This is a genomic window from Nitrincola sp. (assembly GCF_048264025.1).
Classification (GTDB): Bacteria; Pseudomonadota; Gammaproteobacteria; order Pseudomonadales; family Balneatricaceae; genus Nitrincola.
In genome coordinates, this window is sequence record NZ_JBLXDN010000007.1 from 1 (window position 1) to 12,054 (window position 12,054).

The following is a 12,054-nucleotide window of genomic DNA, read 5'->3' on the forward strand; positions in this document are numbered from 1 at the left end:
TGGTGGGCGAAGAGGGGTTCGAACCCCCGACCCCCTGCTTGTAAGGCAGGTGCTCTCCCAACTGAGCTATTCGCCCATAACGTAAATCTGCAAAAGTGGCGGAATGGACGGGACTCGAACCCGCGACCCCCTGCGTGACAGGCAGGTATTCTAACCAACTGAACTACCACTCCGTTTTGGTGGGCGAAGAGGGGTTCGAACCCCCGACCCCCTGCTTGTAAGGCAGGTGCTCTCCCAACTGAGCTATTCGCCCAAAACGTTGTCTGGCCTTGTGATGTAAGTGGCGGAACGGACGGGACTCGAACCCGCGACCCCCTGCGTGACAGGCAGGTATTCTAACCAACTGAACTACCGCTCCACATACATCACTACTTTTGCATTCGTTGCGTTTTGCCAAGTAGCATCCCGTAACGAGGTGCGAATTCTAATGGAATTCTGATCTTTGTCAAACAGTTCAGCGAAAAAAAATAACTATTTTTCTATCTGCACGGCAAAGATATCGATCTATGCCTTGCCACACGTGGCATACGGCTATTTTAGCAACGAATTGTTCTTGATCACAACAAACACCAACCGCTAGAGTTAGCCTACTAGTATTTCACCAAAGAGTTAGCCCATGACATCGATCTCGACCTCAGTGACAACCGCACTGGATCAATTTATCGAAAAACTGCAACAAAACTGCCAGGCCCACGGCTGGCCACAACAAGCCTACGATCCTGAATGGCCTAGCCCTTGCTGGCAAAATGAAGCTGAAGAAGGCGTTTTGACCTTATGGAAACCGGTACCACAACAGGAAGCCACCGATATGTTTCAGCGCCTAAGTGAAGCGCTGGAAACCGAACTGCATCCGGACATTGCTGATTTCTACAGCCGCTATTGGTCTGATCCACTTCCAGCTAAGGCCGAACAAGGAGAACTCTCCTTACTGCAAGTCTGGAACAAGGATGACTTCGAGCGCCTGCGTGCGAACCTGATTGGACATGCCTTAGAGAAAAAGCGCCGCAAGTTGCCATTGACTCTTTTCTTTGCAGTCACCCAACCGGATGCTAATCTAATGCTGAGCCTGGACAATGCGGATGGCAGCATCTGGCTTGAAGCACCAGGAAAGCCTCCCCACCAGCGCCTGGCTGACTCACTGGCTGAATTTATAACCACCCTTGAACCCTTACCCTTTGACTGAGAGGTACTCTGCCGTGCGCCCAACACTTCGTCTGATCCTGATAGTGACATGCATTGCCTTGATTGCAGGCTGCTCAGGCCCTACCCCCCAACGGGTCAATCTGCAACCGGAAGTTATTTCTGTCCCTCGCCTGCCGCAATCCATGCCACTGCGTGTTGATGTAGCCTACCCTTCCCGACAGTTGCAAATCGGCAGCATTGCGGACCGTCTTGGCAACGAGGTGCCGGTTTCAATCACGGATGATATCCGCACCGAACTAACGCAGGCGGCTTTGAAAACACTGGAGCGAATGGGCGTAGTAACCTCCAGTCAGGCCAATGCTCAACTGACGCTGACACTCGAAAATATCAGCTATCACTTACGTAGTGATGGTGTCCGACGTGAGCTGATCGGTGTGATGCGCATCAACATGGAAGCTGTCGATGGGCAACGGCGCTATCAAGGTGGTTTTGAATCTGAAACCCGTGAAGAGATTCTGCGCACGCCGACGGATCAGAAAACCCGGGAATTCCTTAACGACCTGGCTAGTGAAGTGCTGTTCCAGGCCTTTAACGATCCCGAATTCACCCGCTACCTGATCGCCGGAGCCAGGTGATATAAACGGGCATTGAATTTAGCCTGCCAGAGCGTATTATAGTCGGCCTTGAATAACCAGGCCGACAAGCACTAAGCCACAGCACCACTGATGGAGCGCAGGATCATCAACATGCCCGTAATTCGCAAATCCAACAAACTGATCAACGTCTGCTATGACATCCGTGGCCCGGTGATGCAGGAAGCCAAGCGCCTGGAAGATGAAGGGCACCGTGTCCTCAAACTGAACATTGGTAATCCGGCCCCCTGGGGCTTCAATGCTCCGGAGGAGATCGTTCAGGACGTGATCCACAATCTGTCCGAAGCACAAGGCTACTGTGATTCCAAAGGCGTGTTTTCAGCGCGTAAAGCGGTGATGCATGAGTGCCAGCGTAAATCGATCCGCAACATCACCCTGGAGGATATTTATATCGGTAACGGGGTCTCGGAGCTGATTGTCATGGCGATGCAAGGACTACTCAACGACAACGATGAGATGCTGATCCCGGCACCTGACTACCCACTCTGGACAGCCGCTGTCAGCCTGTCAGGTGGTACCCCGGTTCACTACCATTGTGATGAACAAAATGAGTGGTTCCCGGACATAGACGATATCCGCCAGAAGATCACCGAGCACACCCGTGGCATCGTGGTAATCAACCCGAACAATCCAACCGGTGCACTCTATCCAGAATCCCTGCTGTTGCAGATTCTGGAGTTGGCACGTGAGCATTCGCTGATTGTGTTTGCTGATGAAATCTACGACAAAATTCTTTTCAATGGTGCTGAACATACCTCACTGGCCGCACTGGCCGACGATGTGCTTTGTCTGACGTTTAATGGTCTGTCTAAAACCTATCGTGCCGCCGGGTTCCGCTCTGGCTGGATGATTGTCAGCGGCCCGAAACACCGTGCCCGGGATTATATTGAAGGGCTCGACATGCTCGCCAGCATGCGACTCTGCGCCAATGTACCGGCTCAATATGCTATTCAAACAGCACTGGGCGGGTATCAGAGCATCAATGAACTGATCATCCCCGGCGGCCGTCTATATGAGCAGATGGAGCTGGCCCACCGACTGCTTAACGCTATTCCGGGTGTATCTTGCGTTAAACCCAAAGGGGCCTTGTACCTTTTTGCAAAGCTGAATCCTGAGATGTATCCGATCCACAATGATGAAAAGTTTGCACTGGACCTGTTGCAGCAACAAAAAGTGTTGGTGGTTCAGGGTAGCGGCTTTAACATGCAGGACACTCAGCACTTCCGCCTGGTGTTTCTACCTTCGGTTGACCTGCTCAGTGAAGCGATAGAACGCATTGCAAACTTCCTGAAAACCTATGAACAATAAAGTATTTGCAACAAAGCCGGTCTATACTAAAGACGTCTAAGATCAAATCAGGAATGACAGCTAACATGTTTATCAAGATTAAAAAGAACTCTGGTATTTCAATGCAGCACAACGGCATCGACAAGCGTCATATTGTACCAGTGACCTCCAATTTTCTGCTTAACCTTGACCAGGTTGCAGAAGCGTCTTTCTACACCCTGAAAGAAACCAAGATCAGTTATGACCTCGAAGGCCACCCGATAGAATTTCCGATGCACACGGCCGTTGTCCACCTGCATATGTGCTACCTCTACGCACTTTACACAGAAGACCACAATAAGCGTAAAGGGCGTATGGCCGAGCGGCAGTATTACAAACTTTTCTTCCGCCCGGAAAATCTGGATGCTTATCAAGAACTGCGCCAGGCGATAGAAACACAGGTTGCTAACCTGTAACAGCTCAACGACTGAAGCCTCGCAAACGGGGCTTCATTTAAACACTCGTCCCGCGGGTGTTAACGTGCGTCCGCTCTTGAAACTTTATCCTCCCGCCCCTATCTAAACAGCAGATTATTAAACTTGATGGAAGCTGACTGCAATGAGAATTCTACTCTTTCTAGCCACTAACCTGGCCGTGCTGGTGGTGGCCAGCATTACCCTTAACCTGCTGGGCGTCGGGCACTATCTGGAGGGCTCTGGGCTCAATATGACCTCACTGCTCATCTTCTGTGCTGTGTTTGGTTTCGCCGGTTCGTTTATCTCACTGTTTCTGTCCAAGTTCATGGCAAAACGGGCTACCAACACTCAGATCATCGAACAGCCACGCACGGCAGAAGAACGCTGGTTGATGGAAACTGTAGCTGAACTGTCCGAAAAAGCGGGCATCAAGATGCCTGAGGTGGGAATTTTTCCGGCTCAGCAATCCAATGCCTTTGCTACCGGGTGGAACAAGAATGATGCCCTGGTTGCCGTGAGTGCGGGTCTGCTACAGCGTTTTCGACCCGAAGAAACCCGCGCCGTGCTGGCCCATGAAATAGGCCACGTTGCCAACGGTGATATGGTTACCCTGTCGCTGATTCAGGGTGTAGTGAATACCTTTGTGATGTTCTTTGCCCGCCTAGCCGCGCATGCCGTGAATAGCTTCGTAAACCGAGGAGAAGGCGGCCGAGGTATTGGCTACTTTATCACGGTGTTCGTATTTGAAATTATTTTTGGCATTCTGGCATCCGTTATAGTTTCCTGGTTCTCACGCAAACGCGAGTTCCGCGCGGATGAAGCCGGTGCGACGCTGGCCAGCCCGGCGGCGATGATCGGTGCATTACAACGCCTCAAAGCCGAACAGGGCATTCCTGACCAGATGCCGGACCAGTTAATGGCCTTTGGTATCAACAGCCACTTGAAACAGGGGTTGATGCAGTTACTCTCAACCCACCCACCGCTGGATGATCGTATCGCCGCCCTGCAGCAATACCGCTAAACCAGCAGTCAGACCGCAATCGGCAAGGGTGGTTGCGGTCTCTGCGGACCTTGTGGGTCATCATCCCGATCTGTCTGTTCGTGAATGTATGCCTGAATCGCATCAGCTACACGCACATGCAGATCAGGCAACCCCGTGTTGCCAAACAAACGATTAAACTCCAGCACATAGGGATGATCACCGACCATGGCGATATCAAACCCGGCATGATCCAGATTAAGCACCTCGGCCAAGTGCAGCGCCAGCTTTATCGCCGCTGGATGCAGCGGACTAAGATCAACCTGACCACCGCGGGAGACATTATTATGAAACCCATCCTGGCCCTGTAAGCGCCAGTAACCAGCGACCAATTGTTTACCGACGATGATGATGCGCATATCGCGATCGATTGGCAGGTATTCCTGAGCATAGATAATGTCAGTACGCGCCAGGTAAGCCGTCCAGTCAGCCCGATTTTCAATCAGAAATACCCCCTCCCCCATGCTGCTTTTGGGGATTTTGGCGACAAAGGGTAGATCCATTTTGTCCCAGACTTCTGCTACTCGCGACTCAGTATTGGCGTGTATCGCTGTTTCAGGTGTATTGGCAGGCACCAGCAGCCGGAAGGCGCGGGTCATCTCAATTTTATTATGTCCCAGCAAATAGGATGGCAAGCTCGGAAATATTTTTTTCTTTAACCCAAATACCAGTGCATTGACTTGCCAGTACTCGGGAAATAACACCCAGTCAGCGGCCAGTATCTCGTCTTTCTGGCGGAACATATTTTCGGGTTTAATGAACGTAACGCCAGGAAGGCGCAGGGTGCGGAACGCATCAAAGGATACGATGTTCATTTAGTGTGAGTCAGTAGTTGAATTGCCGCCGATTTTACTGCTGGACTAACTTGGCGTCGACTACTATTTACACTAGCTGTAGGGCAGCTGATCTCTTACAATAGCCCTCTTGCAGGAATCAGCCAGCCTAGCGCCTCCCGCAACAGGATTGTCACCTCCGGGTGCGACGATACTCACTAACTCTGAACCACAGGCTGCCACTCATGAAGTTCCGTTTTCCCGTCATCATCATCGATGAAGATTTTCGCTCCGAAAACATTTCCGGCTCAGGTATTCGCGATCTAGCCCAGGCCATCAGCAATGAGGGCATGGAGGTGGTGGGCTTTACCAGCTATGGCGATCTGACCTCGTTTGCACAGCAGGCCAGCCGTGCCTCCTGTTTTATTTTATCCATTGATGATGAAGACTTCGCTGAAGCCGGCGAAGATCAGTCCGGCTGTGCTTTGAACGCGATCCGGGACTTTATTATTGAAGTGCGTAAACGCAATGATGACATCCCGGTATTTCTGTATGGTGAGACGCGTACCTCAAGACACATCCCTAACGACATATTGCGTGAGCTGCACGGCTTCATTCATATGTTTGAGGATACGCCCGAGTTTGTCGCACGCCACATTATTCGTGAAGCGCGTAAATACCTTGATAACCTGGCACCCCCGTTTTTCCAGGCGCTGATGGAATATGCCAGTGACAGCTCCTATTCCTGGCACTGCCCCGGTCATTCCGGTGGTGTTGCGTTTCTAAAAAGTCCGGTTGGGCAGATGTTTCATCAGTTTTTTGGTGAAAACCTGTTGCGTGCTGATGTCTGTAATGCGGTCGAAGAACTTGGTCAGTTGCTGGATCACACCGGCCCAGTATCGGCCAGTGAAGACAACGCCGCACGCATTTTCAATGCCGACCATCTGTTTTTCGTTACCAACGGCACCTCCACATCCAACAAGATTGTGTGGCATTCAACCGTGGCACCCGGTGACATAGTGCTTGTCGATCGCAACTGCCACAAATCGATATTGCACTCCATTATCATGACCGGTGCCGTGCCGGTATTTTTGATGCCAACTCGCAATCATTACGGCATCATCGGCCCGATTCCAAAATCTGAATTTGAACTTGAAACCATTCAGCGCAAGATAGAGCAAAACCCGTTTGCGCGTGAAGCCGTGAACAAGAACCCGCGTATTCTAACCATCACTCAGAGCACCTATGATGGTGTGCTCTATAACGTCGAAACCATCAAATCCATGCTCGGTGATACCATCGACACGCTGCATTTTGATGAAGCCTGGCTGCCACACGCCTCTTTCCACGAGTTTTATAAAAACATGCACGCCATAGGCCCGGACCGTCCACGTTCGGAAAACTCGCTGGTGTTTGCAACCCAGTCCACCCACAAACTTCTGGCCGGCCTGTCACAGGCGTCTCAGATTTTGGTACAGGACGCCAGTGTTCGTAAACTGGATACCCACCGCTTCAATGAATCCTACCTGATGCATTCATCCACCAGCCCGCAGTATGCGATTATTGCCTCCTGTGACGTAGCAGCAGCGATGATGGAGCCCCCGGGTGGCCATGCCCTGGTCGAAGAATCCATTCTGGAAGCACTGGATTTTCGTCGTGCCATGCGCAAGGTGGATGCCGAGTTTGGCAGTGACTGGTGGTTTAAGGTCTGGGGACCTGACTATCTTGTCGATGAAGGTATTGGCAACCGTGAGGACTGGGTCATTCATGCCGGTGATACCTGGCATGGCTTTGGTGAAATTGATTCCGGGTTTAACATGCTTGATCCGATCAAGGCTACCATCATCACGCCGGGGCTCAATCTGGCCGGTGAGTTTGATGAGCAGGGTATTCCGGCGGCGATTGTCAGCCGCTATCTGGCCGAGCACGGTATCATTATTGAAAAAACCGGCCTGTACTCCTTCTTCATCATGTTCACCATCGGTATTACCAAGGGACGCTGGAACTCCATGGTTACCGAACTGCAACAGTTCAAAGATGATTATGACCGTAACCGCCCATTATGGCGGGTGATGCCGGAGTTTGCCAAAAAATACCCGGCCTATGAACGCATCGGCTTGCGTGATCTGTGTAACCAGATACACAACGTCTACAAGGAGTATGATGTTGCTAAAGTGACTACGGAGATGTATCTGTCCGAGATCGAACCGGCCATGACACCAGCTGATGCTTGGGCACGCATGGCCCACCGCGACGTTGAACGGGTGTCAATTGATAACCTTGAAGGTCGCGTCACCGCAATGCTGGTCACACCTTATCCACCGGGTATCCCATTACTGGTGCCGGGTGAGCGTTTCAATGCTACGATTATTCGCTATCTGAAGTTTGCCCGCGATTTCAACGCCCTGTTCCCTGGGTTTGAAACCGACGTGCATGGTCTGGTACGTGAGAAGGTCGAAGGTGGTGATGCTTACTTTATCGATGTCGTTAAAGATTAAGCTCACCACCTGACTGGGTGTCACCCAGGGTCAGTTAGTGCGTGTATCTGGGTCGGGCTGTGTCTGCAACAGACTGCCCAGATTATCGCGGTAACGGCCCTGCTGTTCAGCATCAGCCTGCTTGAAGCGAGTGTCCTGTTCCACCAGAGCCTGCATTAACGATTTGGCAAAGTCTTGTTGCTGCTGCACAAAATCCAACAAGGGGCTGTTGATCTGCTCTTTCAGTTGCTGCATCAACTGTTCCAGACGACGTCCTGATGTTGGCTGATCTTCGGCATCTGATAACTGCTGGGTTTGTTGATACTGACTGGCAACACTGCGCACTTCAGTACGTGTCATGCTGAGATCAAACGCACTGAGCTGGCTGGCATCCAAAGACAAGCCCCCCACCTGTTCGAAAGCCTTCTGCACATCGCCATGAAAAAACTCATCAGCCAACTGGCTGACATCACGAATCAGGTTCTGAATAGAGTCGATTTCGTCAGCATTAAGATCACCCTCGACTGTAAATGAAAAGCCGGAACTTTGCGTACGGCTTACATCAAACACCATCGCGCTGTTACCCTCTCCATCAACAGCCGCCGCGACCCCCGACTGAAAAGTATCACTGCGATCAAAGCGAATTTTCACCTGATCACCTTCACGCGTAGTAATATTCAGCTCAAAACTGTCAGCCCGCTCGAAGCGCTGCGCGACCGACATGGAGACAAGGTCCATAGCCGTGCTCTGTTCAGGTGAGAGCGCACGCAGTTTCTCAAAGGTAAGCTCTTCCGTTCGTGCTACATCGTTAGCAACTTTACCCTGAAGAACATCCAGGCCAGCGAGAATTTCTTTGGCTTCTTTGAAGCCCTTCTCCACCCCTTTCATCGCACGATCATACATCGCCTGGACTTTCTCTTCCGAATCTCCGCGCGCCCGAGCCATCTCCATACCCTGTGCAACAAAGTTACTGATACGCTCAGACACTTTTTCAGGGGTGAAGTTATTGGCATCCAGCTTTTTCAGACCATCCAGATTCATACCTGGAACATGCTGTAGCAGACTTTCGAGTATCTTGCTTTGCAATTGATTCAGTACAGGCCCGGAATCTGATTTATTAGCCGTCGCTTGTGATTGACGTGATTCACCAGAGCGTACATACGCAGGCTGGAAAGAAGAGATATTAGTCATGACCCTACCCTCAGTTTATTTGCACAGGTTATCGGCACAGGCAGCAAAAACTTTAATTTTCACCCAGAATGAAGTGCTCTCCATGGCTGCCTATCACCCAACGCTCAACGCCAGCTGTAGTATCAATTTCAGCCCATTCTGCCAGTTGATAGTAAACATTTCGCTGAATACGCCCTTCCATCCCCCTACGAATCATCAAATAGGGTGAAGGCTCTCCTGTATCCGGATCAGTTTCTACCCGTAACGAATGTTCGGCGTTAGCTTCAACGCGTTCTCCTGTGGCTGTTTCAAATACCAACACCGGCGGGTCCTGCTCCAGGCGCTGAACACTGATGACCTGAAAGGGCACATCCTCGACTTCAATGCCGACCTTCTCCACCGGAGTTTTAAGAAAATAGCGCTCACCCTCTTTCCACAGAATACGTGAAAACATTTTCACCATCGCCGCACGCTTGATCTCGCCTCCTTGATAGAACCAGCGACCATCACGGCTAATACGCATCGGAATATCGCCGCAAAACTCCGGATTCCATTGTTCCAAGGGCGGTAGTGGCTGGTCTGTACGCACCTGTTTAAGCAGGTTTTCAGGATGTGTTGGTGTTGTCATCTGTGCCTCCGGTTTATAGGTTAGAGCATAAGCCAGTGGGTGCTTGTTGTCATGTTTGTGCCTTGCCGAGATTGTGCCTTGCCGAAACAGTGCCTTGCTGGGGTGATGGTATCGCTTTGGTGTGACACGCTTTTCGCCGTCCTGGCCGCTCGACTGCCGCCCTGACCGCCATGGATGGCGGGAATGCCGAAAATGCAGGAGCATTTTTCGGCCATGGCGGCAGACGGTCACTCCAAAGCGATACCACCACCCCGCCCACAACCCTGTGCCAGTTTCAGGATAAAAAGCAGGTTATGGCATAGACCAGCAAATTAAGTTGAGGATTCGGCAGTATGGCAAGGACCTGCCGCGAATACGGATTTTAAGCTGACCTTACGCTGGCACCCAAGTTGGTGAGTGCTGATGGGATCGGGTATGGCTGACCCTGTGCGCCAGGGATGGCGCACCGGAGCCATCAGGGATGATTTCACGGCGAGTCAGACATATCCGATCCCATTAGCCCTGATTTCAACAAACCTGACCCCATGATCCGTAGTTTCAACAAACCCGACCCCATGATCCGAGTATCTATGAATACCACTCATCCATACCTACAAATATTTCACAGTGAAATATAGTTTATTGAATAGAATTCATTGTTAAACTATTCACGACTGCTACTTAACTGACAACGACATACCGGGTAATTCATGAGCCGCACACTTTCAGACAAATTCCGCGACCCGCAACAAGGGGTCTATTTTATTGGTACCACGCCACCTCGCGCTGGAACCGATGATGAAGCGATGGCGGGCATAGCTGAAAAACTACTCGGTCGTCTGGACAGTATCGATTACGATGGTGTGGTGGTGTATGACATCCAGGATGAGAGCAGCCGTACAGATCAGCCCCGTCCCTTTCCTTATATGGAAACCCGCGATCCTCGTGATTACGCCTGGTTGCTGGCAAAATTGTCTGGTCGTGACACCATAGCCTACAAAAGCGTCGCTCAGCGTGACCGCGCCAGTTTTGAAGCCTGGCTGCAGGAAACCAGTGATAAATACAGTCAGCAGCACTTGGTGCTGGTTGGCAGTCCGTCATCACACGGCCAGATACGTCTGAGCTTGCAAGATGCTTATGCCGCTCTGCGGGACAGCCAACTACCCTTTAATCTCGGTGGTGTTACTATCGCCGAACGTCATGCGGTCAAGGGGAATGAGCCGTTGCGTTTGTTGCAGAAAAGCACTGAAGGCTGTGAGTTTTTCATTTCTCAGGCTGTTTACAACCCGCAGGCCACTATCGATTTACTCACAGGCTACGCACGCGAATGCCGCCAGCGTGGTGAAACACCCAAACGCATTATTCTAACGTTTACCCCTTGCGGTAGTGAAAAAACGCTAGGATTTATGCAATGGCTAGGTATTTCTGTACCGGAAGCAACCCGCTGGCGGATTCTGGATGCCGAAAACCCCTTGTCAGAATCGATTCGTATCTGTCAGAACAGCTTAGAACAGATACTGGAAGCCTGTCTGCCACTGGGACTGCCATTAGGATTAAACATTGAAAGCCTGACCAATCGCAAGGAAGAGATAGACGCGGCAATTCAGCTGTTCAGATTGCTTAAAGCTACTCTGGATCTTCAGCTGGCTCAGCAAGCGCTGCAATAGCGGCTTCCATGTCGGCCCGCTGCTGCTTGAGTTCAGCAATGCGGGCCGGGTCCCAAATAATCTGCGCGGCGTCAAAATCGATGCGGTACTCAACCTGACGCAAAAAATCCATACCTAACAAGCCATCATGTGCCCCGGCTCCCCCCTGAAAGTCGATGATATCAGCACGAGGGCCATCAATCTGATAAGGACCTATCTCAATACGATCAAAGCGTGCCGAAAAGGTTTCGATCACATCCCCGCTTGCCACCTGTGCATACCCAGAAGGGCGTGCATCAATGGGTAACTGCGCCAATTTATCACGATGAAACACCGTTGAAGACGCTCCAGTATCCAGAACCATCAGGGTATTGGCGGTACGTCCTCGCAAGGTCACCTTAACAGGTAGCATCACTGAGTTGCCCCGCATTGTCAGAGGCGTTTGCAGTGCTGCAATGGCCTGATCCAACTGCCGTAAGTATTGCTGCTGTTGCTGCGCACTCAAGCGTGCCTGTCGTTCCAGCTCCAACTCATCACGACGCTCCGGGGTCAGCCGCGAACCGCGGACCTCCAGTTGATCACGATAGGCATGCGGTACTTTGCTGATGTTATCGACATAAACACGCCGACCACTCTCATCAATGTAACGGAGAATCTGCGCTTGCAGTGCTGTTGAAGGTAAAAAACAGAGTAACGCGAGCGCTAAGTAATGGGCACAAAGGGTAATAGGCTTCCTATGCATCAAGCTAACTCCTGTATAAAATTGACCTGTATCCGAGTTTTATAGCTCAGATACAGGCCAAT

The 12,054-nt window shown here is 51.2% G+C and carries 11 protein-coding genes and 4 tRNA genes; 7 read left to right on the forward strand and 8 right to left on the reverse strand.

Going from position 1 to position 12,054, the window contains the following annotated elements:
- The 4 genes from ACN0R1_RS06960 to ACN0R1_RS06975 all read right to left on the reverse strand — a co-directional run bounded on the left by ACN0R1_RS06960 (nucleotide 1) and on the right by ACN0R1_RS06975 (nucleotide 358).
- Nucleotides 1-76, reverse strand: a tRNA-Val gene (locus tag ACN0R1_RS06960).
- A gap of 20 nt (nucleotides 77-96) precedes the next feature.
- Nucleotides 97-173: transfer RNA gene (locus ACN0R1_RS06965), tRNA-Asp, on the reverse strand.
- A gap of 4 nt (nucleotides 174-177) precedes the next feature.
- Nucleotides 178-253: transfer RNA gene (locus tag ACN0R1_RS06970), tRNA-Val, on the reverse strand.
- Nucleotides 254-281: 28 nt separating this feature from the next.
- Nucleotides 282-358, reverse strand: a tRNA-Asp gene (locus ACN0R1_RS06975).
- Between the two features lie 258 nt (nucleotides 359-616).
- On the opposite strand from ACN0R1_RS06975, the gene syd reads away from it, so the two are divergent.
- The 5 genes from syd (at nucleotide 617) to htpX (ending at nucleotide 4,559) form a co-directional block, all read left to right on the forward strand.
- On the forward strand, nucleotides 617-1,183 hold the full coding sequence (syd, locus tag ACN0R1_RS06980) for a SecY-interacting protein (RefSeq protein WP_417581279.1): 567 nt from the start codon (nucleotides 617-619) through the stop codon (nucleotides 1,181-1,183).
- Between the two features lie 13 nt (nucleotides 1,184-1,196).
- Nucleotides 1,197-1,778, forward strand: coding sequence for a YajG family lipoprotein (locus ACN0R1_RS06985; RefSeq protein ID WP_417581281.1), 582 nt, complete (start codon nucleotides 1,197-1,199; stop codon nucleotides 1,776-1,778).
- 111 nt (nucleotides 1,779-1,889) lie between these two features.
- Nucleotides 1,890-3,104, forward strand: a complete 1,215-nt coding sequence (locus ACN0R1_RS06990) for a pyridoxal phosphate-dependent aminotransferase (RefSeq protein WP_417581283.1) — start codon at nucleotides 1,890-1,892, stop codon at nucleotides 3,102-3,104.
- A 65-nt stretch (nucleotides 3,105-3,169) separates the two neighbouring features.
- The gene (locus ACN0R1_RS06995; protein WP_417581285.1) at nucleotides 3,170-3,538 is read left to right on the forward strand and encodes a hypothetical protein; all 369 of its coding nucleotides are present in this window, start codon (nucleotides 3,170-3,172) and stop codon (nucleotides 3,536-3,538) included.
- 142 nt (nucleotides 3,539-3,680) lie between these two features.
- Entirely contained in the window at nucleotides 3,681-4,559 is an 879-nt protein-coding gene (htpX, locus tag ACN0R1_RS07000) for a protease HtpX (RefSeq protein ID WP_417581287.1), read from the forward strand.
- 8 nt (nucleotides 4,560-4,567) lie between these two features.
- Here htpX and ACN0R1_RS07005 read toward each other — a convergent pair whose 3' ends face one another.
- Nucleotides 4,568-5,392: an ATP-grasp domain-containing protein gene (locus ACN0R1_RS07005; RefSeq protein ID WP_417581289.1), complete on the reverse strand. Its 825-nt coding sequence runs from the start codon at nucleotides 5,390-5,392 to the stop codon at nucleotides 4,568-4,570.
- Between the two features lie 203 nt (nucleotides 5,393-5,595).
- Between ACN0R1_RS07005 and ACN0R1_RS07010 the strand changes: the two genes are divergently transcribed.
- Nucleotides 5,596-7,848, forward strand: coding sequence for an Orn/Lys/Arg decarboxylase N-terminal domain-containing protein (locus ACN0R1_RS07010; RefSeq protein WP_417581291.1), 2,253 nt, complete (start codon nucleotides 5,596-5,598; stop codon nucleotides 7,846-7,848).
- A 30-nt stretch (nucleotides 7,849-7,878) separates the two neighbouring features.
- On the opposite strand, the gene ACN0R1_RS07015 is transcribed toward ACN0R1_RS07010, so the two are convergent.
- Entirely contained in the window at nucleotides 7,879-9,018 is a 1,140-nt protein-coding gene (locus ACN0R1_RS07015) for a DUF5610 domain-containing protein (RefSeq protein WP_417581293.1), read from the reverse strand.
- Nucleotides 9,019-9,070: 52 nt separating this feature from the next.
- On the reverse strand, nucleotides 9,071-9,625 hold the full coding sequence (locus ACN0R1_RS07020; RefSeq protein ID WP_417581295.1) for a DUF1285 domain-containing protein: 555 nt from the start codon (nucleotides 9,623-9,625) through the stop codon (nucleotides 9,071-9,073).
- 689 nt (nucleotides 9,626-10,314) lie between these two features.
- Here ACN0R1_RS07020 and ACN0R1_RS07025 point away from each other — a divergent pair.
- Nucleotides 10,315-11,271 (forward strand): hypothetical protein, encoded by a 957-nt coding sequence (locus tag ACN0R1_RS07025; RefSeq protein WP_417581297.1) that lies wholly within the window; start codon nucleotides 10,315-10,317, stop codon nucleotides 11,269-11,271.
- Here the strand turns inward: ACN0R1_RS07025 and ACN0R1_RS07030 are convergent.
- Complete coding sequence (locus ACN0R1_RS07030; protein ID WP_417581299.1) at nucleotides 11,231-11,992, reverse strand: retropepsin-like aspartic protease family protein; 762 nt, start codon at nucleotides 11,990-11,992, stop codon at nucleotides 11,231-11,233. The genes ACN0R1_RS07025 and ACN0R1_RS07030 overlap by 41 nt on opposite strands.
- Nucleotides 11,993-12,054 lie beyond the last annotated feature (62 nt).